Origin of the sequence: Serratia sp. CY44782, from assembly GCF_052168715.1 — a bacterium.
GTDB classification, from domain to species: domain Bacteria; phylum Pseudomonadota; class Gammaproteobacteria; order Enterobacterales; family Enterobacteriaceae; genus Serratia; species Serratia nevei.
Genome location: NZ_JBJNME010000009.1, coordinates 1 through 19,640 on the forward strand (window position 1 = coordinate 1; position 19,640 = coordinate 19,640).

Consider the following 19,640-nt stretch of genomic DNA (forward strand, 5'->3'; position numbering starts at 1 on the left):
TTCGCTTTTCTCTCGCTGACCCGGCGGCTTGTCAGTCGTTGTTCCCGGTCAGTGGAGGCGCATTATAGGGAGTTCTCGGCGGGCCGCAACCCCTAATTGCAAAAAACTTTTCAAGCGCGGGTTTTTTCGGCAAAACGCTGGCCAAACCCGCATTTTTGTCACTTTTCGTACTGGATCTGGCTAAATTCCTGGGCGAAACGGTCGACCTGCTGCCAATCGGTATACTCCACTTCCTTACTGGTATCCGTTTCACCGCCCGTCATACGCATAATAAATTGAATCATGATGCGGTCGAACCAGCGATAGCGCGGATAACGCAATGCGCCGGCAAACACCGCGCACTGTTTTGGCTGCCACGGCGAGGCCAGCAGGAACTTGCGGGTATAAGCGTTGGTTTGCGGCGAACGCTTTTCCGGTTTACGCGCGGTCAGGTTCACGGCAAAGAACGCGCTCGGCATTCGATTCAGTTGCTCGGCATGACGCTTGACGAATTTATCCAGCGCCGGGTTAAAGTGCCCGTAACGGATAGAAGCGCCGATCATCACCTGCTGATACTGGCTAAGATCGACCTGTTCCGCCTGCAGCAGATCGATCACCTCACAACGCAGCGTGTCCTGCAGCTTGCTTGCTATATAAGAAGCGATAGCGCGTGTTTGCCCGTCACGGCTCGAATAAAGTATCAATGCCTTCATGGCGTACTCCTTATATCAGGCTCACTCACGCCAGAAGGTTGGCGTGAACAGCACCAGCAATGTGAACACTTCCAGGCGCCCGAACAGCATCGTCACCACCAGGATCCACTTGGCCGCCGCCGGCATCGTGGTGAAGTTATCCGCCACTACGCCTAGGCCGGGGCCGAGGTTATTGAGCGTTGCCGTCACTGCGGCGAACGCGGAAAAGTCGTCAACGCCGGTGGCAATGATCGCCAGCATGCTGACGATAAACACCAGCGCATAGGCGGAGAAGAATCCCCATACCGCCTCCAGAATGCGTTCCGGCAGCGCGCGGTTGCCCAATTTGATGGTATAGACCGCGTTGGGGTGCACCAGCCTTTTCAACTCGCGCGAGCCCTGCAGGTACAGAAGCAGGATACGGATCACCTTCAGGCCACCGCCGGTCGAGCCGGCGCAGCCGCCGATGAACGCCGAGCACAGCAACAACATAGGCAGAAACAGCGGCCACTTGGCGATGCTGTCGGTCGTAAAACCGGCCGTGGTCGCCATCGATACCACCTGGAAGAACGCCTGATTGAGCGTTTCCATACCGCTCTTATAGACGCCATGCCCCCAGAGCACCAACGTGCATACCACCACCAACGTCAACTGGACGAAGATGAACATGCGGAATTCAGGATCGCGCCCATACACCTTCAGACTGCGACCGCTTAGCAAAGCGAAGTGCAGGCCGTAGTTACAGCCGGAAATCAGCAGGAACACAGCGATGATGGTGTTGATGGTCGGACTGGCGTAATAACCGATACTGGCGTCGTGGGTAGAAAAACCGCCGATGGCGATGGTCGAGAAACTGTGGCCGATGGCGTCGAACACCGACATCCCAGCCCCCCAGAGCGCCAGCGCACAGGCGACGGTCAGCAATACATAGATTAGCCACAGGGTTTTGGCGGTTTCGGCGATGCGTGGACGCATCTTGTTGTCTTTCAGCGGCCCTGGCATTTCCGCCCGATACAGCTGCATGCCGCCGACGCCGAGTATCGGCAGTATCGCCACCGCCAACACGATGATCCCCATGCCGCCCATCCATTGCAGCATCTGGCGATAGAACAGAATGGCCTTCGGCAGCGAGTCCAATCCCACCAGCGTCGTCGCACCGGTGGTCGTCAATCCCGAGAAGGATTCAAAGAAGGCGTCGGTCAGCGACAGGTTGGGCCGTTCCGAAAACAGGAACGGCAATGCCCCCACGCTGCCCAGCACGGTCCAGAACAGCACGACGATCAGAAAGCCTTCCCGGGGCTTCAGCTCGTGTTTCTGTTTGCGGTTCGGCCACCACAGCATCAGACCGATGGTCAGCGCCACGAAGAAGGTTTGGCTGAACGCACGCCCCGCCCCATCGCGGTAAATCAATGCCACCAGGCCGGGAATAAACATCGTCCCGGAGAACAGGATGACCAGCAGACCAACGATACGGGTTATGGCGCGAAAATGCATTTCAGCACGATCCTTAGCAATTCAATTGGGAGGAATTATTGCGAAATGGGGGTTAATTGCAAATTACCGCGACTGAGATCACGCAATTTATTTCCAAACAGCTCGACCTCGGTGGCCGGCAAGGCCAGATGCAGCACGACGGCGGCGCCGTATTCGCCCTGCAGGATCCGGCCTGCGGTTTGCTGCAGCAAGTTCTCCACCAGCGCCAACTGCGCATAGTCGCACTGCAAGATATATTCTGCTTCCGGTACCTTTTGTACCAACGCCACCTGCTTCAACGCCTGTTGAACACCGTTGCCATAGGCTTTCACCAGCCCGCCGGTGCCCAACTTGACGCCGCCATAGTAACGAACGACCACGGCGGTCACTTCACCGATACCGCTGCCCATTAGCTGCGCGAGGATCGGTTTGCCGGCGGTGCCCGACGGTTCTCCATCGTCGGAGAACCCCAGCTGCTGCGAGTCATCGGGGCTGCCGGCGACGAATGCCCAACAATGGTGCCGCGCCGCCGGGTGCTCATCCCGCACCTGCTGAATAAACGCCTTTGCCGCCTCTACCCCGCTGGTCGGCGCCAGCAGGGTGATAAAACGGCTCTTCTTTATTTCTTCGGTAAAGCAGGTTGCTTCCGCCGGTATCGGGTACGGCCGCATCAGGCCAGGTTCAGATCGCGCGTCATGTTCTCGATGCGCTTTTCGTGGATCACGATGTTGTCTTCGATACGGATGCCGCCATACGGCTTCAGCGCATCGATGCGATCCCAGGCGAAGTGCTGCTTGAACTCACCGCTGCGCCACGGCGCCAACAGCGATTCGATGAAGTACAGACCCGGCTCGATAGTCAACACCATGCCCGGCTGCAACACGCGGGTGCAACGCAGGAACGGATACTTGGACGGCGCCGCCAGATGGGTGCCTTGCTCGTCCTGCATAAAGCCGGCAGTGTCGTGCACCTGCAGGCCCAGCGGGTGGCCCAGCCCGTGCGGCAGGAACGGCGTGGTGATGCCCGTTTCAACCATCGCCTCTTCGCTGAGGCCGCTCACCAACTTGTGATTCTTGAGCAGCTTGGCGATGCGCTGGTGCATCTGCACATGGTAGTCGGTATATCGCACGCCGGTCTTGATGGTATCGATCAGTGCCAGCTGTTCAGCGTTGAGATCTTTCACCAGGTGGGCGAACTCGCTGCCGCTTTGCGCCGCGTAGGTGCGGGTCAGATCCGCAGCGTAGCCGTTATATTCTGCACCAGCGTCGATCAGGAAACTCAGGGATTCGGCCGGCGGCTGGTGATCCAGCTTGGTGTAATGCAGTACCGAAGCGTGTTCATTCAGCGCCACGATGTTGTCGTAAGGCACATCGGTATCACGGTGGCCGGTCGCCGTCAGGTAGGCCAGGTTGATGTCGAACTCGCTCATGCCGGAGAGGAAGGCCTCATGCGCCGCACGATGGCCGGTTACCGCCGTTTTCTGCGCTTCGCGCATGCAGGCCAGCTCATAGCCGGTTTTGATCGAACGGTGGAAATCCAGGTAGTTCAACACCGCTTTCGGGTTGATGTTCTCGGAAGGGATGCCGAGATCGCGGGCGCGCTGTTGCGCATAACCGATATAGCCGACGCGCTCGCGCTGCGGCGGCAGCTGCTGGGCGATGGCGTCGGCGTTAGCCAGCGGCATCAATTCGAGGGACTTGGTCCAGAAACTGTCCGGCAGCGGCTCTACGCTGTGCCAATAGTCGACCGGAGAATAGAACCACAGCTTCGGCTTGTTGACGCCGTCGATCCACAGCCAACAGTTCGGCACCGACGTCACCGGCACCCAGGCTTTGAAATGCGCGTTCACTTTGAACGGGTAGCTATGGTCGTCCAAAAATACCTTTTGCAGTTCCCCGGAGTGAATCAGCAGCGCATCCAACTTGTTGCGCTCCAGCACTTCACGCGCGCGTTTTTGCAGCTCTGCCAGGTGGTCGTTATACAAAGAAGCCAGCGTTTCCATCTACAGTACCCTTATGCCTTAGCACGAAAGAAGCCATCTTAACACAGCGCTCCGGCGCACCAACCTCATCGCGTTGGGCATGCGGAGCAGCTCGCAATTCCCTGCAAATGCCGTTACATCCGCAGTTTAACCATTAACCAGCCGACCAGGCCGAGCAACGCTATCGCCAGCGCCCACAGGCCATGGTGCTCCAACAACACCGCGCCGGCCGCGGCGACGCCCGCCAGACACTGCTGCAGAAAGCCGCACAGCGCCATCGCATAGGCACCGTACTCTTTGGCGTCGCTGACCGCCATCGCCATGCTGTTGGGAAACAACACCGCCTGGCCAAAAATGGTCAGGCAATACAGCGCGATGAACAGCGCCATACCGGAAAGGCCGGTCAGAATGCCGCTCCACCACAATATCAGGATCGCCACCGTCGCCAGAGCCACGATGCCGCTGCCGGTTTGCATCAGTTTTTTCCCGCCGACGCGCGCCACCGTACGGTTCACCGTCAACGCGCCGCTAAAGTAGGCGATGCCGATCACCAAGCCCAGCGCGCCGAACGCCGTGACGTTGAGACCAAAACCCTGTTGCATGACGAACGGGCTCACCTCCTGCAGCGTCACCGTGGTGGCGAAACCCAGCCCGCCGACGCAGGCCGGCCAAAAAAATCCCGGCCGCCGCAAGATGGCGAAGTAGGTAGCCGTCATCGCCGGGCGAGGCCCGCGACCGCGCCCCGCCTCCAGCGGCAGCGTCGCCATCAGCGCCAGAATGGCCAAACCGGTGGCCCCCATCAAGACGAAGCCCATCTGCCAGTGCGAATATTGGCTGAGCAGGCCGCCGACGAACTGACCGCCGCCCAGCGCGGTGATAAAAGCGATAGAGAGCACCGACAGCCGCCGTGCCAGCTCATCACCGCTCCAGTTATCCCGCACGATGATACGTGCAATGATCGCCGCGCCACCGGCGCCCACACCCTGCAGCGCGCGCAGCGCCAGCAGCTGGGCGCCGTTGCTGCACAGCGCCAACAGCCCGCTGCAGCCAATGAAAAGCAGCAGGGAAAGCGTCAGCGGCGCTCGGCGGCCAAAGCGATCGGCAGCCGCGCCCCAGAACAGTACCGGCAAGGCAGCGCCGATGACGAAGATCGAAATGGACAGCTCGGTGGCGCGCCGACTCATTGCCAACTCGCGCATCACCGTCGGCAGCGAAGGCAGGTACACGGTCGTCGCCATCTGCGCCATAAATACCAACAGACACGCCAGCGTCATGGTTCTGGCGGGAATACTCCATAAGCCGCTGCGTTTGACACAAGCCGCCTTAGTCATGCCTTACCTCGTCTGAATGCTAAATCGCTGCAGGCAAGTGTATGAGGGCCGACAAACTCCAGCAAATGCCGATAGCACATAAAATATAACTTCGTTTTAAATCAAAAAACTAACTTGGTGAGATGTGATCAGACCAGCAAATATGCAATCTCTCATTTGCATATTTTTAACATAAAAACCACACTCCTCATCATCTGGTCATACCAGATCATACGCTGATTCAGGAGATAGACATGCTCTACCAAGGCGAAACATTACAACTGCACTGGCTCGATAACGGCATCGCCGAGCTGGTGTTCAACGCACCGGGCTCGGTCAACAAGCTGGACACCCGCACCGTCGCCAGCCTGGGCGAAGCGCTCACCGTGCTGGAAAACCAGCCTGAGCTGAAGGGGCTGCTGCTGCGCTCCTCCAAAGCCGCGTTTATCGTCGGCGCCGATATCACCGAATTCCTTTCTTTGTTCGCCGCACCGGCTGAAAAGCTGCAAGAGTGGCTGGTGTTCGCCAACAACGTCTTTAACCGGCTGGAAGATTTGCCGGTACCGACCATTTCGGCCATTAACGGCTATGCGCTCGGCGGCGGTTGCGAATGCATTCTGGCGACCGATTTCCGCGTCGCCTCACCGGACGCGCGCATCGGCCTGCCGGAAACCAAATTGGGCATCATGCCGGGCTTCGGCGGTTCCGTCCGCCTGCCGCGTCTGTTGGGTAACGACAGCGCGCTGGAAATCATCGCCGCCGGCAAAGACGTCAGCGCTAAAGACGCGTTGAAAGTCGGCCTGGTGGATGCGGTGGTGGCACCGGAAAAACTGGCCGAAGCGGCGCTGAAAATGCTGCAACAGGCGATCGACGGCAAGCTGGACTGGCGCGCCGCGCGTCAACCTAAGCTGGAGCCGCTGAAGCTCAGCCCGATTGAAGCCGCGATGAGCTTCACCACCGCCAAAGGCATGGTGCTGCAGACCGCCGGAAAACATTACCCGGCGCCGATGACCGCGGTGAAGACCATTGAAGCCGCCGCCAAGCTGGGCCGCGATGAAGCGCTGAAACTGGAAACCGCCAGCTTCGTGCCGTTGGCGCGTTCCAACGAAGCGCGCGCGCTGGTCGGCATCTTCCTTAACGACCAGTTCGTGAAGGGCCAGGCGAAAAAGCTGGCCAAGAATGTGGATGCGCCGAAACAGGCGGCGGTGCTGGGCGCCGGCATCATGGGCGGTGGCATCGCCTACCAATCGGCGCTGAAAGGCGTGCCGGTGATCATGAAAGACATCAGCGACAAGTCGCTGACGCTGGGCATGAGCGAAGCGGCCAAGCTGCTCAATAAGCAACTGGAGCGCGGCAAGCTGGATGGCCTGAAAATGGCGCAGGTGCTGTCGACCATTCAGCCGACGCTGGACTACGCCGGCATCGAGCGCGCACAGGTGATCGTTGAAGCGGTCATCGAGAATCCGAAGGTCAAAGCCGCCGTGCTGTCGGAAGTGGAAAACCTGATCGATGAGGACACCGTTCTGGCGTCGAACACCTCGACCATTCCGATTAATCACCTGGCAAAATCGCTGAAGCGCCCGCAAAACTTCTGCGGCATGCACTTCTTTAACCCGGTACACCGCATGCCGCTGGTTGAAATCATCCGCGGCGAACAGACCAGCGATGACACCATCGCCAAAGTGGTGGCCTACGCCAGCCGCATGGGCAAAACGCCGATCGTGGTGAACGACTGCCCGGGCTTCTTCGTCAACCGCGTGCTGTTCCCGTATTTCGCCGGCTTCAGCCTGCTGCTACGCGACGGCGCCGACTTCCGTCAGATTGATAAAGTGATGGAAAAACAGTTCGGCTGGCCGATGGGCCCGGCCTACCTGCTCGACGTCGTGGGCATCGACACCGCGCACCACGCGCAGGCGGTAATGGCCGCCGGCTTCCCGGATCGCATGAGCAAAGACTATCGCGACGCCATTGACGTGATGTTCGACAACCAGCGCTTCGGTCAGAAAAATCAATTGGGCTTCTACCGCTACAGCCAGGACAGCAAAGGCAAACCGCGCAAGGACAACGACGAGCAGACCGACGCGCTGCTGGCCGAAGTGAGCCAACCGCGCCAGACCATCAGCGACGAAGAAATCATCGCGCGCATGATGATCCCGATGATCAACGAAGTGGTTCGCTGCCTGGAAGAGAAGATCGTCGCCAGCCCGGCGGAAGCCGATATGGCGTTGGTTTACGGCATCGGCTTCCCTCCGTTCCACGGCGGCGCGTTCCGCTACCTGGATACGCTCGGCACCGCCAACTATGTTGAGCTGGCCCAGCGTTACGCACACCTCGGCGCCCTGTATCAGGTGCCGGCCGGTCTGCGCGCCAAGGCCGAACGCAATGAAAGCTACTACCCGGTGGCAACACCGCTGTCCGACGTCGCTACCCGCCAACCGGCATGAGGTCATAAAGATGGAAAACGTAGTTATTGTTGATGCCGTACGCACGCCGATGGGCCGCTCCAAGGGCGGCGCCTTCCGCCAGGTGCGCGCCGAAGATCTCTCCGCTCACCTGATGCGTGAAGTGCTGAGCCGCAACCCGGCACTGGATGCCGCCGAGATCGATGACATTTACTGGGGCTGCGTGCAGCAGACGCTGGAACAAGGCTTCAACATCGCCCGCAACGCCGCGCTGCTGGCCGAGATCCCGCACCGCGTACCGGCGGTGACCGTCAACCGCCTGTGCGGCTCTTCGATGCAGGCGCTGCACGACGCGGCGCGCGCCATCATGGTCGGCGACGCGCACGTCAGCCTGATCGGCGGCGTGGAACACATGGGTCATGTGCCGATGAACCACGGCGTGGATTTCCATCCGGGGCTGAGCCGCAGCGTGGCCAAAGCCGCCGGGATGATGGGGCTGACCGCCGAAATGCTGGCCAAGATGCACAACATCAGCCGCCAGATGCAGGATGAGTTCGCCGCCCGCTCCCACCAGCGCGCGCATGCGGCGACGCTGGCAGGTTACTTCAAAAACGAGATCATACCGACCAACGGCCACGACGCCGATGGCGTGCTGACCCGTTACGATTTCGATGAAGTCATTCGCCCGGAAACCACCGTCGAAAGCCTGTCGGCCCTGCGTCCGGCGTTCGATCCGGTCAACGGCACCGTCACCGCCGGCAGTTCTTCCGCCCTGTCGGACGGCGCTTCCGCCATGCTGCTGATGAGCGAATCGCGCGCCAAAGCGCTCGGTTTGAAGGCCCGCGCCCGCATCCGTTCGATGGCGGTCGTCGGCTGCGATCCTTCCATCATGGGTTACGGCCCGGTGCCGGCCAGCAAGCTGGCGCTGAAACGCGCCGGTCTGAGCGTGCAGGACATCGATCTGTTCGAGTTGAACGAAGCGTTCGCCGCCCAGTCGCTGCCGTGCATCAAGGATCTGGGGCTGATGGACAGCATCGACGACAAGATCAACCTGAACGGCGGCGCCATCGCGCTCGGCCACCCGCTGGGTTGTTCAGGCTCCCGCATCTCGACCACCCTGTTGAACAACATGGAACGTCGCGACGCGCAGTTCGGCCTGGCAACCATGTGCATCGGCCTGGGCCAGGGCATCGCCACCGTCTTCGAACGCGTTTAGCTGTGTCTATCTTGGGATGACCGCGTCACCACTTCAAATCGCGGCATCCCGCCAAGTTTAGTTGCCGTTCTTCCCGCCTGTCAGGGGCGGGTTTTTTATGCCTGAAGTTTGCCGGCGCCCAAATAAAAACGGGGCGACCCTCGGCCACCCCGTTCACTGCGCACCGCATCGGTCAGATAAACGAAAACGCGTCGCCGAACATATGCGCTTCCAGCGCGCCGCGCTCGGCGCAGAAACGCTCACGGGCGATTTTCGCCATCTCGAAACGCCCGGCGATATAGATGTCATGCTCCGCCAGCGTGCCGAAATCCTGCAGTACCGCGCTGAGCACGGTGCCGCTGCGGCCGCGCCATTCGGCTTCCGGCTGCTCGACCACCGGGATCACCTTCAGATTCGGATGCTGCAACGACAGCGCTTCCAGCTCGCTCAAATCGTACAGGTGCTTCAGCTCACGCCCACCCCAGTAGATCGAAATGTCGCGATCGGGCTGCTGCTCCAACGCGGTCAACAAGATTGAACGCGCGTAAGAGAAACCGGTGCCGCCGGCGATCAGCACCAGCGGACGGCTGCCCTCTTCCCGCAGCCAGGCGTCGCCGTGCGGCACGTCAACGGTGATCGCCTGCTCTTTCAGGATGCGATCCATCACCGCCATGGCGTACAGATTCAGCTCCGAAGCGCCGATGTGCAGCTCGATGTAATCTTGCTGCGTCGGGGTAGATGCCAGCGAGAACGGGCGCTTGTCGCGCTCGTCCATCACCACCATCAGATATTGCCCTGCCTTGAAAGAAAACGGCTGCTCGGGCACCAGACGTACCCGATAAACCGTATCGGTAATGGCCTCTACCGAGGTCACTTTACAGCTCAATATTGTCATGCGTTCCCTCTGTCGGGTCATCAATGCAAAGCTGAGAACAGGGCCTGACGCTACAGCGTCGGTTCCCTGTCACTGAAGATTGCGAGCTCATCCCAGATTTCGTCGACGCGCGCACGTACCTTTTCATCCATCTGAATCGGACGGCCCCATTCGCGATCGGTTTCACCCGGCCATTTATTGGTGGCGTCCAGCCCCATCTTCGAACCCAGGCCGGAAACCGGCGAGGCGAAGTCCAGATAGTCGATCGGCGTATTCTCCACCAGAACGGTATCCCTTGCCGGATCCATTCGCGTGGTAATCGCCCAAATCACGTCGTTCCAATCGCGCGCATTAACGTCGTCGTCACAGACGATAACAAATTTTGTGTACATAAACTGCCGCAGGAACGACCAGACGCCCATCATCACGCGTTTAGCGTGGCCGGCGTACTGTTTTTTCATGGTCACTACCGCCAGGCGGTACGAGCACCCTTCCGGCGGCAGATAGAAATCGACGATTTCCGGGAACTGTTTTTGCAAGATCGGCACGAACACTTCATTCAGCGCCACGCCCAGGATCGCCGGCTCATCCGGCGGCCGGCCGGTATAGGTCGAGTGGTAGATCGCGTTGCGGCGCTGGGTGATGTGGGTGACGGTGAACACCGGGAACTGGTCGATTTCATTGTAGTAACCGGTGTGGTCGCCGTACGGGCCTTCCGGCGCCATTTCACCCGGCTCGATATAACCTTCCAGCACGATTTCGGCGCTGGCTGGCACTTCCAGATCGTTGGAAAGGCACTTGACCACTTCGGTTTTATTGCCGCGCAGCAGCCCGGCAAAGGCATATTCAGACAGGGTATCCGGCACCGGCGTGACCGCACCGAGGATAGTGGCGGGATCGGCGCCCAGCGCCACCGCAACCGGGAAACGCTCGCCGGGGTGCGCCTGGCACCACTCCTGATAATCCAGCGCGCCGCCGCGATGCGACAGCCAGCGCATGATCACTTTGTTCTTGCCCAGCACCTGCTGGCGATAGATGCCGAGATTTTGCCGTTCTTTATGCGGGCCGCGGGTCACCGTCAGCCCCCAGGTAATCAGCGGCGCGGCGTCTTCCGGCCAGCAGTGCATCACCGGAATACGGCCCAGATCGACATCCTCACCCTGCCATACCTGCTCCTGACAAGGCGCGGATCCCAGCACCTTGGTCGGCATGTTCAGCACTTGCTTGAACTTCGGCATTTTGTCGAACAGATCGCGGAAGCCTTTCGGCGGCTCAGGCTCTTTGAGGAACGCCAGCAGTTTGCCGACTTCGCGCAGCGCGCTGATGTCTTCCTGCCCCATGCCCATCGCCACGCGATTGGCGGTGCCGAACAGGTTGCACAGCACCGGCATGTCGTAGCCTTTCGGGTTTTCAAACAGCAATGCCGGGCCGCCCGCCCGCAGGGTGCGATCGGCAATCTCCGTCATTTCCAGGTAAGGATCGATCGGCTGGCTGATGCGTTTTAGTTCCCCTCTCTTCTCCAGCAACGAGAGGAAATCGCGTAAGTCACGGTATTTCATGCTGATCATTATAACGGCCAGTGGGGAGGGCATTATAAGCCCTCTTCACGGTTGTTGCTGCAATTTTGTTAACGCCGCCCGCTGCGGGGTGGCCCTCAGCCGCAGTTGAACGGCACCAGCGTGGCCAGCGCACGCGTATCCTGATATTCGCGCGTCTCCTCGCCGTGGCGGAACACCTTGAAGCCCTGCCCGTTAGCGCTGAAGTAACGCAGCGCATCGCCTTCAACGTGCAGCAGGCTGCCTTCACGCAGCGCCACCACCGATTCACTCGGGTTGACCGCGCAGAACTCCGCCAGGCGCTCGTCACGGGTTTCGCCCATGTGGCCGCTGATATGCGCGTCGATGTAATGCGGGTTGATCTGCACCGGGAACAGCCCCAGCGCTGGCAGCACCACGCTGCAGCGCACCGGCATATCATTGGTGGTACGAATGCTCGGCGTAGCCACGTTGCAACCGGCGCTCCAGCCGACGTAAGGCACCTCACGCTCGCGCACCGCGCGCTGGATAGGCACGATCAGGCCTTGTTCGTGCAGCATTTGGTTCAGCAACCAGGTATTGCCGCCGCTGACCAAAATACACTCCGCCTGCGCGATCGCCGCCGCCGGCGAAGCGGCGTGGTGGATACTGGTGACTTCGATGCCCAGCGTTTGCGCCAGCTCCTGCGCACGCTGGTCGTAGTCATAACGGATCAGGGCGTAAGGGATAAAGACGGCGGATTTGATGCCGCGACGCGCAATCATCGCCAGCAGTTGGTTTTTGGCGTACCCCAGCAGCTCGGCTTCGCCAGACAGCTTGCCGTTGCTCAACAGAAACAGCTCCATTTCTTTCCCCCTCGGTCAAAAACGATGAATAGCGTCACAGCCGGTAGCGCAACGCCTTGCCATACTGTGACGGTAACAAATTTTCAGCCCTCTGTTATACCAGCGCCGTATCGATAAGTGTGTGACCCCTCGCTAATAGCCGCATATTCATAGAGATAGGTGATGTTACACGCTGAAACTTGCATCACTATGTATCCGGAATAGCTTTTGATATGCTTACCGGCTGGCAGAAAGGCATGTGAAATTATGGAATCCTGGTATCTACTTTATTGCAAACGCGGTCAGCTGTTGCGAGCGCAGGAACATCTGGAACGGCAGCAGGTAAATTGCCTCAGCCCGATCATCACGCTGGAAAAGATCGTGCGCGGCAAGCGCATCGCGGTCAGCGAACCCCTGTTTCCCAACTATCTGTTTGTGGAGTTCGACCCGGAGCGCATTCACACCACCACCATCAGCGCCACCCGCGGCGTCAGCCACTTCGTGCGTTTCGGCGCGTTGCCGAGCGTGATCCCGAGCAAGGTGATCGATGAGCTACGCACGCACGCCAGCGAAACCTATGTCGATCCGGAAACCCCGCAGCCGGGGGATACCGTTCTGATCGTCGACGGCGTATTCGAAGGGCTGCAGGCGATCTACACCGAGCCGGACGGCGAGGCGCGTTCCATGTTGTTGCTGAACCTGATCAACAAACAGGTCAGTCAAAGCATCGACAACCGACAGTTCCAGAAGATGTAATGCAAAAGGCGCCCTCAGGCGCCTTTTTGTTGGCTCAGTTGGCGCTTAACGACGCATCGCGTCGTCGTGCAGCCACTGGGCGACACGCTTGGCGAAGTAGGTCAACACACCGTCGGCGCCGGCGCGTTTGAAGCACATCAACGATTCCATCACCGCAGGTTGTTCTTGCAGCCAGCCGTTCTGAATCGCCGCCATATGCATCGCGTACTCGCCGGACACCTGATAAGCGAAGGTTGGCACGCCGAAGGTATCCTTCACGCGGCGTACGACGTCGAGGTACGGCATGCCCGGTTTCACCATCACCATGTCCGCGCCTTCCTGCAGATCCTGTGCAATCTCCTGCAGCGCTTCGTCGCTGTTGGCCGGATCCATCTGATAGGTCTTCTTGTTGCCGCCCTTCAGGTTGCCGCTGGAGCCCAGCGCATCGCGGAACGGGCCGTAGTAACAGGAAGCATACTTGGCGGAATAGGCCATAATCTGGGTATTCACCAGGCCCTGCAATTCCAGACGATCGCGGATCGCCCCGATGCGGCCGTCCATCATGTCACTCGGTGCCACGATTTCCGCACCCGCTTCGGCATGGGACAGCGCCTGACGCACCAGGATGTCTTTGGTCACGTCGTTAATCACATAGCCCTGCTCATCGATGACCCCGTCCTGCCCATGCGTGGTGTAGGGATCGAGCGCTACGTCGGTCAGAATGCCCAACTCAGGCACCGCGTCTTTCAGCGCGCGCACCGTGCGCTGCACCAACCCTTCCGGGTTATAGGCTTCTTCCGCATGCAGCGATTTCAGGCCCGGCTCGATCACCGGGAACAGGGAGATCACCGGCACGCCGAGTTTGGCGATGGTTTCCGCTTCTTTGACCAGCAGATCGATCGTCATGCGCGATACGCCCGGCATCGAGGCCACTTCTTCCTGACGGTTGCTGCCTTCCATGACAAACACCGGATAAATCAGGTCGTTGACCGTCAGCTGGTTCTCGGCGACCAAGCGGCGGCTGAAGTCATGACGGCGCACGCGGCGCATACGGCGACCAGGGAAGGTACCCGGAAATGCATAGCTCATAGTTTTCTCCTAGCTCAAACCAGCCGGAATAGCCGGCGGGCGTTCTCATCGGTTTTTTGCCCCAGCCATTGCGGCTCTTCCTGTCGCCAGACGGCGACCTGATGCACGATATGGGGCAGGAAACAGGGTTCGTTGCGGCGAGATGCGGGTTTAGGTTGTAAATCCCGGGGCAACAGATAAGGGGCGTCCGTTTCCAGCAGCAGACGCTCGGCCGGGATCTGCGGCAACAGGGCGCGCAGTTCCAGGCCGCGCCGCTCGTCGCAGACCCAACCGGTAATCCCGATCGACAGGCCCAGCGACAGGCAGCTTGTTAATTCTTCGGCGGTGCCGGTGAAGCAGTGCACCACGGCCGCGGGCAGTTTATCCAACCACGGCGTCAGTAGCTCGGCAAAACGTGCGTGTGCGTCGCGGCAGTGGAGAAACACCGGCAGCGCCAACTCCGCCGCCAGCGCCAGCTGCGCGGTGAACGCCGCTTCCTGCTGCGCGGGCGTCGAGAAGTTGCGATTGAAATCCAGGCCGCATTCGCCGATCGCCGCCACTTCAGGGCGCGCGGCCAACGCATAAATCTGCTCGGCGGTGGGTTCATCCCAACCGCTGGCGTAGTGCGGATGCACGCCGGCGGTAGACCAACCGTAGCCCGCATGTTGCTGCGCCAGTTCGGCGGCCTCGCGGCTCTCCGCCAGATCGGTGCCGGTAATCAACATCCCCGTCACGCCCGCAACGCGGGCGCGTTCCACCACCGCCTGGCGGTCTTTGGCGAATTGGCTGCTGGTGAGATTAACGCCGATATCAAACATGGTTTTTTCCAAAGCAAAAGCCGCCCAATGGGCGGCTTCGCAATCAATGTGGATCAGGGTGCTGGGGGTTCGTCACCCTCGTCTTCTTCTTCCGCCTGCGGGCGACGTTTACCGGTATAGAAGCGAGCGAAGAACACCCCCACTTCAAACAGCAGATACATCGGTATTGCCAACAGGGTTTGCGAGAACACGTCCGGCGGCGTCAACAGCATGCCGACCACAAACGCGCCGACCAACACATACGGCCGTTTCTTCTTCAGATCTTCCGGCGAGGTGACGCCGCTCCAGCACAGCAGAATGATGGCGACCGGCACTTCGAAGGCGACGCCAAACGCCATAAACAGCGCCATGACGAAATCGAGGTAGTTTTTAATGTCGGTCGCAATGGTCACCCCCATCGGCGCGGTCTTGGCAAAGAAGCCGAAGGCCAGCGGGAACACGATGAAGTAGGCGAAAGCCATGCCGAGGTAGAACAGCAGGCTGCTGGACACCAGCAGCGGCATCATCAGGCGGCGTTCATGCTTGTACAGCGCCGGTGCGATGAATGCCCACACCTGATACAGAATCATAGGCGCGGAGACGAACACCGAGACGATCATGGTCAGCTTGATCGGCGTAAAGAACGGTGACGCCACGTCGGTAGCGATCATGCTCGCCCCGGCCGGCAGCTGCTTGAGCAGCGGCGCAGAGACCAGCTGGTAGATGTCGTTGGCGAAAAACACCAGCACCACGAACACCGCCAGCACGCAAATAATCGAGTTCAACAGCCGCTTGCGCAGCTCTATCAGATGACTGATAAGGGGTTGGGTATCTTCAACAGCCATGTATTAACGATCGCCACTAGGTTGGTGAGACGCTGGGGTTTTATCCGCAACAGGGTCGACAGGTGCCGGCGCGGTTTCCACCGGTGCTTTAGCCTGCTGCGCTGGCACTGGCGCGGCCGGTGACACAGGCGCGACGGCCTCAGGCTCCGCTGCCGGTTTTGGCACGGCGGCGGGCGCGCTGGCGCTGGTTGCCGCTTCCGCCGGCGTCACGCCGTCGTGCAAGGCTTCCGGATCGGTGACCTGCGGGTTATGAATGGTGTTCGCCAGCTCTTCTTTCTCGCCCCGGTAGGTGCGTTTCAATGATTCCGCCGCGTCTTTCAGCTCATCCATTGACGCCTTCAGCTCCGGCGTCAGGTTCTGCAAACCGGCCTGTTCCGCTTTTTTCAGGCTGTCCTGCAGCTCCTGCAGCTTCAGTTCCTGAGACAGTTCGTGCTGCACCGAGGCCGCCAGCGAGCGCAGCGCGCGGATCCAGCCCGACACCGTTCTGACCGCGACCGGCAACCGTTCCGGCCCCAGAACAACCAGGCCGATCACCAGCACCAGCAGCAGCTCACTAAACCCAATGTCAAACACGGTTTATACCTGCTCTTTGTTCTTCGACTCTTCCGGTTTCACTTCCGGCTGCTTATCGGTAATAGGCTTGGCCGAGAAGTCAGCGTCATCCAGGCTGCTTTTCTCAGCCGTGTTGGGGGTCGACGGCGTGTCGTCGCCGATCGCCTTCTTGAAGCCCTTGATCGAGGCGCCGAGATCGGAGCCCAGCGTGCGCAGTTTTTTGGTACCGAACAGCAGCACCACGATCACTGCGATGATCAACAATTGCGTAATACTAATACCGCCCATTTTAATTACCTCTAATTTTAAAGGGTCTTTCAAAGCCAGCCCGCATTATAGGGCCGACTTTACCAGAGTGACGAATTAAATCAGGTGGTTCGCTTCCAGCCAATCACCCAGCATACGATGCCGGCGGCCATCATCCAGGCAGGAAACACCTCGATTTGCCCCAGCAGCAACAGCGTGCCGCTTACCAAGAGTGTAGCGCCAACGCCGAACAAATAACGTGACTGCCCCTGACGAACCCGCTGAGCCTGCATTTGGTTGGTCAGCTTATCAACGCTTTGTTGCAACAGTTTATGCTGCTGCAGGCTGTCGTAAAACAGCTCGGGCAGTTCCGGCAGCTTCTCCGCCCAGAACGGCGCTTTTTCTTTGAGCGCGCGCACCACGGCAGGGATGCCGACCTGATCGCGCAGCCAACTCTCGAGGAACGGCTTGGCGGTGGTCCACAGATCCAGCTGCGGGTAGAGCTGGCGTCCCAGTCCTTCAACATACAGCAAGGTCTTCTGCAATAACACCAGCTGCGGCTGCACTTCCATATTGAAGCGGCGTGCGGTGTTGAACAGGTTCAGCAGCACGTTACCGAAGGAAATCTCCGCCAGCGGTTTCTCGAAAATCGGCTCGCACACGGTGCGGATGGCGAATTCAAAGTCTTCCACGTTGGTGTCGCGCGGCACCCAACCGGAGTCGACATGCAGTTCCGCCACCTTGCGGTAATCGCGATTGAAGAAGGCGATGAAATTTTCCGCCAGGTAGCGTTTATCATCCTTGTTCAGCGAGCCGACGATGCCGCAGTCGATGCCGATATAGCAAGGATCTTCCGGATGTTCGTAGCTGACGAAAATATTACCGGGATGCATGTCCGCATGGAAGAAGCTGTCGCGGAATACCTGGGTAAAGAACACCTGAACGCCGCGTTCCGCCAACAGTTTCATGTTGGTACCCTGCTGCTCCAGTGTGGCGATGTCCGAGACCGGAATGCCGTAGATGCGCTCCATCACCAATACGCTTTCACGGCAGTAGTCGGAATAAACTTCCGGTACGTACAGCATCGGGCTACCGTCGAAATTGCGGCGCAGCTGAATGGCGTTAGCCGCTTCGCGCAGCAGGTTCAGCTCGTCCAGCAGGGTTTTCTCGTACTCACGCACCACTTCGCGCGGGCGCAGACGGCGGCCGTCCGGCAACAGCTTCGGCACCCAGCCGGCCAAACGGTACATCAGGCACACGTCGGCCTTGATGATCGGCCCGATATCCGGCCGGATCACCTTCAGCACCACTTCCTGGCCGGTGGTTTTCAACCGCGCAGTATGCACCTGCGCGATCGAAGCAGAGGCCAACGGCTGCTGATCGAAATCGTCGAACCAGGTTTCCAGCGGGCCGCCCATCGCCAGTTCGATATGTTTACGCGCCAGCGCGCCGTCGAAAGGCGCGACCCGGTCCTGCAACAAAGTCAGCTGATCGGCAATCTGCGGCGGAAACAGATCGCGGCGGGTCGACATCATCTGGCCGAACTTGATCCAGACCGGCCCCAGCTCCTGCAGCGCCAGCCGCAGGCGTTCACCCAGCGGCTTGTCCTTGTGCCGATTCGGCATCCAGAACAGCAGCCGGCGGCCGAAGCGCAGCGGCAGCGTCAAACGCATTTTAGGGATCAGTTCGTCCAGCCCATAGCTGAGAAAAACGCGGACGATAAAATACAAACGGCGCAGTTCGCCTGGGGTCATCGCTTGCCCTCCAACTTGTCCATGCGGGCAGACAGCGCTTGCGCGCTGCGGGCGAGTGCATCAACTTCCTCGTTGAACCACACCACTTCCAGCGGCCCCGGCGCCAGGCGCCACTCTTCCGTCAACGCCTCCGCCATGTCCTGCTGCCGGCGCATAAAGCCGGCTTTCAGCAGCGAGGCGCCTTTTCCCAGCGCCTGCGTAATGCCCTGGGCGGCGATATCGCCGATATAGGGCGCCAGCCACTCCGCCGGATCCCACTCCGCCAGATCGAGCAGCCCAACCAGCTGTTGCACCACCTGAATATCGCCTTCCACCGTCAATTCGCCGCTGCGCATCAGCACCGGCAACTGCTGGCGATCGCGCAGCTTCAGTAAGGCGGGAATGCGGCTGCGCACGGTGCAATCGGCGCTGTCCTCAGACTGCCCCAGCACGTCCACGCGCAGTTCGCTGAACACCAGCACCAGCGGTGAAGCCAGCTCTTCCAGTTCGATACGCAGCACCTTGCCCGCCAGGCGTTGGCGAGCGGCTTTCATGCTGCGATCGCGAAACAGCAGATTATTCAGCGAGGTTTCCAGCGCACCGGTCAGCAGAGGGGTAAACAGCATCGGCATCTCCCTCTCAGAACTTGAAGCCGCGATGCAGGGCGACAATCCCACCGGTCAGGTTGAAATAGGTGACGTTTTCAAAACCGGCGTTGCCCATCATGCCCTTCAGGGTTTCCTGATCGGGGTGCATGCGGATCGACTCCGCCAGATAGCGGTAGCTGTCCGGATCTTTCACCACCAGCTCGCCGATCTTCGGCAATACGTGGAACGAGTAGGCATCGTAAGCCTTGCTCAGCGGCGCCAGCAGCGGCTTGGAGAATTCCAGCACCAGCAGGCGGCCGCCCGGCTTCAGCACGCGGAACATCGAGCGCAGCGCTTTGTCTTTGTCGGTGACGTTGCGCAGGCCAAAGGAGATGGTGATGCAATCGAAGTAATTGTCCGGGAAAGGCAGCGCTTCGGCGTTGGCCTGCACGTAATTGATGTTGCCGACGATGCCGCGATCGCGCAGCTTCTCGCGTCCCATCTTCAGCATCGAATCGTTGATGTCCGCCAGCACCACCTGCCCCTGCTCGCCGACCATGCGGGAGAACTTGGCCGCCAGATCGCCGGTACCGCCGGCCAGATCCAGCACGCGCTGCCCACGGCGCACGCCGCTGCAGTCAATGGTGAAACGCTTCCAGATACGGTGGATGCCGAACGACATCAGGTCGTTCATCACGTCATACTTTGCCGCTACCGAATGAAAAACGTCCGCCACCATGGCCTGTTTTTCGTCTCTAGCGACGGTGCGAAAACCGAAATCGGTGGTTTCCTGCGGTTGATCTGCCATTGTC

General features: G+C 59.8%; 19 protein-coding genes. 3 read left to right on the top strand and 16 right to left on the bottom strand.

Annotated features, from left to right (window positions below; all coding sequences use genetic code 11):
• Positions 1-158 precede the first annotated feature (158 nt).
• From hemG to ACJ8HT_RS17560, 5 genes are all read right to left on the bottom strand, one after another.
• Positions 159-692, bottom strand: a complete 534-nt coding sequence (gene hemG / locus ACJ8HT_RS17540; protein ID WP_025304933.1) for a menaquinone-dependent protoporphyrinogen IX dehydrogenase — start codon at positions 690-692, stop codon at positions 159-161.
• 21 nt (positions 693-713) lie between these two features.
• Positions 714-2,165, bottom strand: coding sequence for a Trk system potassium transporter TrkH (gene trkH / locus ACJ8HT_RS17545; protein ID WP_004934492.1), 1,452 nt, complete (start codon positions 2,163-2,165; stop codon positions 714-716).
• A gap of 35 nt (positions 2,166-2,200) precedes the next feature.
• Entirely contained in the window at positions 2,201-2,815 is a 615-nt protein-coding gene (locus ACJ8HT_RS17550) for an IMPACT family protein (RefSeq protein WP_197653100.1), read from the bottom strand.
• Entirely contained in the window at positions 2,815-4,146 is a 1,332-nt protein-coding gene (pepQ, locus tag ACJ8HT_RS17555) for a Xaa-Pro dipeptidase (RefSeq protein WP_197653101.1), read from the bottom strand. Before pepQ ends, ACJ8HT_RS17550 begins: the two co-directional genes overlap by 1 nt.
• A gap of 113 nt (positions 4,147-4,259) precedes the next feature.
• Positions 4,260-5,456, bottom strand: a complete 1,197-nt coding sequence (locus ACJ8HT_RS17560; RefSeq protein ID WP_197653102.1) for an MFS transporter — start codon at positions 5,454-5,456, stop codon at positions 4,260-4,262.
• A 233-nt stretch (positions 5,457-5,689) separates the two neighbouring features.
• Between ACJ8HT_RS17560 and fadB the strand changes: the two genes are divergently transcribed.
• Positions 5,690-7,879: a fatty acid oxidation complex subunit alpha FadB gene (gene fadB, locus ACJ8HT_RS17565; RefSeq protein WP_197653103.1), complete on the top strand. Its 2,190-nt coding sequence runs from the start codon at positions 5,690-5,692 to the stop codon at positions 7,877-7,879.
• 10 nt (positions 7,880-7,889) lie between these two features.
• On the top strand, positions 7,890-9,053 hold the full coding sequence (gene fadA / locus ACJ8HT_RS17570) for an acetyl-CoA C-acyltransferase FadA (protein ID WP_025304928.1): 1,164 nt from the start codon (positions 7,890-7,892) through the stop codon (positions 9,051-9,053).
• Positions 9,054-9,225: 172 nt separating this feature from the next.
• Here fadA and fre read toward each other — a convergent pair whose 3' ends face one another.
• The 3 genes from fre to pepE form a co-directional block, all read right to left on the bottom strand.
• Positions 9,226-9,927 (bottom strand): NAD(P)H-flavin reductase, encoded by a 702-nt coding sequence (gene fre, locus ACJ8HT_RS17575; RefSeq protein WP_004934474.1) that lies wholly within the window; start codon positions 9,925-9,927, stop codon positions 9,226-9,228.
• A gap of 50 nt (positions 9,928-9,977) precedes the next feature.
• Positions 9,978-11,474, bottom strand: coding sequence for a 4-hydroxy-3-polyprenylbenzoate decarboxylase (ubiD, locus tag ACJ8HT_RS17580; RefSeq protein WP_025304926.1), 1,497 nt, complete (start codon positions 11,472-11,474; stop codon positions 9,978-9,980).
• An 86-nt stretch (positions 11,475-11,560) separates the two neighbouring features.
• Positions 11,561-12,286: a dipeptidase PepE gene (gene pepE, locus ACJ8HT_RS17585; protein WP_159318834.1), complete on the bottom strand. Its 726-nt coding sequence runs from the start codon at positions 12,284-12,286 to the stop codon at positions 11,561-11,563.
• Between the two features lie 246 nt (positions 12,287-12,532).
• Here pepE and rfaH point away from each other — a divergent pair, with 246 nt between their 5' ends.
• Complete coding sequence (gene rfaH, locus ACJ8HT_RS17590) at positions 12,533-13,021, top strand: transcription/translation regulatory transformer protein RfaH (RefSeq protein WP_004934466.1); 489 nt, start codon at positions 12,533-12,535, stop codon at positions 13,019-13,021.
• A 45-nt stretch (positions 13,022-13,066) separates the two neighbouring features.
• Here rfaH and hemB read toward each other — a convergent pair whose 3' ends face one another.
• The 8 genes from hemB to ubiE all read right to left on the bottom strand — a co-directional run bounded on the left by hemB (position 13,067) and on the right by ubiE (position 19,636).
• A complete protein-coding gene (gene hemB, locus ACJ8HT_RS17595; RefSeq protein WP_033636707.1) occupies positions 13,067-14,089 on the bottom strand; it encodes a porphobilinogen synthase in 1,023 nt (340 codons plus the stop codon).
• Positions 14,090-14,103: 14 nt separating this feature from the next.
• A complete protein-coding gene (gene tatD, locus ACJ8HT_RS17600; protein ID WP_197653104.1) occupies positions 14,104-14,886 on the bottom strand; it encodes a 3'-5' ssDNA/RNA exonuclease TatD in 783 nt (260 codons plus the stop codon).
• A 53-nt stretch (positions 14,887-14,939) separates the two neighbouring features.
• Entirely contained in the window at positions 14,940-15,710 is a 771-nt protein-coding gene (gene tatC / locus ACJ8HT_RS17605) for a Sec-independent protein translocase subunit TatC (RefSeq protein WP_004934456.1), read from the bottom strand.
• 3 nt (positions 15,711-15,713) lie between these two features.
• Entirely contained in the window at positions 15,714-16,283 is a 570-nt protein-coding gene (tatB, locus tag ACJ8HT_RS17610) for a Sec-independent protein translocase protein TatB (RefSeq protein ID WP_197653105.1), read from the bottom strand.
• A gap of 3 nt (positions 16,284-16,286) precedes the next feature.
• On the bottom strand, positions 16,287-16,550 hold the full coding sequence (tatA, locus tag ACJ8HT_RS17615) for a Sec-independent protein translocase subunit TatA (RefSeq protein ID WP_004934452.1): 264 nt from the start codon (positions 16,548-16,550) through the stop codon (positions 16,287-16,289).
• Between the two features lie 80 nt (positions 16,551-16,630).
• The gene (ubiB, locus tag ACJ8HT_RS17620; RefSeq protein ID WP_197653106.1) at positions 16,631-18,262 is read right to left on the bottom strand and encodes a ubiquinone biosynthesis regulatory protein kinase UbiB; all 1,632 of its coding nucleotides are present in this window, start codon (positions 18,260-18,262) and stop codon (positions 16,631-16,633) included.
• A complete protein-coding gene (ubiJ, locus tag ACJ8HT_RS17625; protein ID WP_197653107.1) occupies positions 18,259-18,867 on the bottom strand; it encodes a ubiquinone biosynthesis protein UbiJ in 609 nt (202 codons plus the stop codon). Before ubiJ ends, ubiB begins: the two co-directional genes overlap by 4 nt.
• A 13-nt stretch (positions 18,868-18,880) precedes the next feature.
• Positions 18,881-19,636 carry a bifunctional demethylmenaquinone methyltransferase/2-methoxy-6-polyprenyl-1,4-benzoquinol methylase UbiE gene (gene ubiE / locus ACJ8HT_RS17630; RefSeq protein ID WP_025304918.1) on the bottom strand — a complete coding sequence of 252 codons (756 nt, stop codon included), beginning with the start codon at positions 19,634-19,636 and terminating at the stop codon, positions 18,881-18,883.
• Between the last annotated feature and the right edge of the window lie 4 nt (positions 19,637-19,640).

Excerpts from the sequence above, each read along its gene's own strand:
- tatC (WP_004934456.1), bottom strand. The coding sequence starts at position 15,710 with ATGGCTGTTGAAGATACCCAACCCCTTATCAGTCATCTGATAGAGCTG.
- hemB (WP_033636707.1), bottom strand. The coding sequence starts at position 14,089 with ATGAGCTATGCATTTCCGGGTACCTTCCCTGGTCGCCGTATGCGCCGC.
- trkH (WP_004934492.1), bottom strand. The coding sequence starts at position 2,165 with ATGCATTTTCGCGCCATAACCCGTATCGTTGGTCTGCTGGTCATCCTG.
- fadB (WP_197653103.1), top strand. The coding sequence starts at position 5,690 with ATGCTCTACCAAGGCGAAACATTACAACTGCACTGGCTCGATAACGGC.
- tatD (WP_197653104.1), bottom strand. The coding sequence starts at position 14,886 with ATGTTTGATATCGGCGTTAATCTCACCAGCAGCCAATTCGCCAAAGAC.
- ACJ8HT_RS17560 (WP_197653102.1), bottom strand. The coding sequence starts at position 5,456 with ATGACTAAGGCGGCTTGTGTCAAACGCAGCGGCTTATGGAGTATTCCC.
- fre (WP_004934474.1), bottom strand. The coding sequence starts at position 9,927 with ATGACAATATTGAGCTGTAAAGTGACCTCGGTAGAGGCCATTACCGAT.
- pepQ (WP_197653101.1), bottom strand. The coding sequence starts at position 4,146 with ATGGAAACGCTGGCTTCTTTGTATAACGACCACCTGGCAGAGCTGCAA.
- hemG (WP_025304933.1), bottom strand. The coding sequence starts at position 692 with ATGAAGGCATTGATACTTTATTCGAGCCGTGACGGGCAAACACGCGCT.
- pepE (WP_159318834.1), bottom strand. The coding sequence starts at position 12,286 with ATGGAGCTGTTTCTGTTGAGCAACGGCAAGCTGTCTGGCGAAGCCGAG.
- ubiB (WP_197653106.1), bottom strand. The coding sequence starts at position 18,262 with ATGACCCCAGGCGAACTGCGCCGTTTGTATTTTATCGTCCGCGTTTTT.
- ACJ8HT_RS17550 (WP_197653100.1), bottom strand. The coding sequence starts at position 2,815 with ATGCGGCCGTACCCGATACCGGCGGAAGCAACCTGCTTTACCGAAGAA.
- rfaH (WP_004934466.1), top strand. The coding sequence starts at position 12,533 with ATGGAATCCTGGTATCTACTTTATTGCAAACGCGGTCAGCTGTTGCGA.
- ubiJ (WP_197653107.1), bottom strand. The coding sequence starts at position 18,867 with ATGCTGTTTACCCCTCTGCTGACCGGTGCGCTGGAAACCTCGCTGAAT.
- ubiD (WP_025304926.1), bottom strand. The coding sequence starts at position 11,474 with ATGATCAGCATGAAATACCGTGACTTACGCGATTTCCTCTCGTTGCTG.
- tatA (WP_004934452.1), bottom strand. The coding sequence starts at position 16,550 with ATGGGCGGTATTAGTATTACGCAATTGTTGATCATCGCAGTGATCGTG.
- ubiE (WP_025304918.1), bottom strand. The coding sequence starts at position 19,636 with ATGGCAGATCAACCGCAGGAAACCACCGATTTCGGTTTTCGCACCGTC.
- fadA (WP_025304928.1), top strand. The coding sequence starts at position 7,890 with ATGGAAAACGTAGTTATTGTTGATGCCGTACGCACGCCGATGGGCCGC.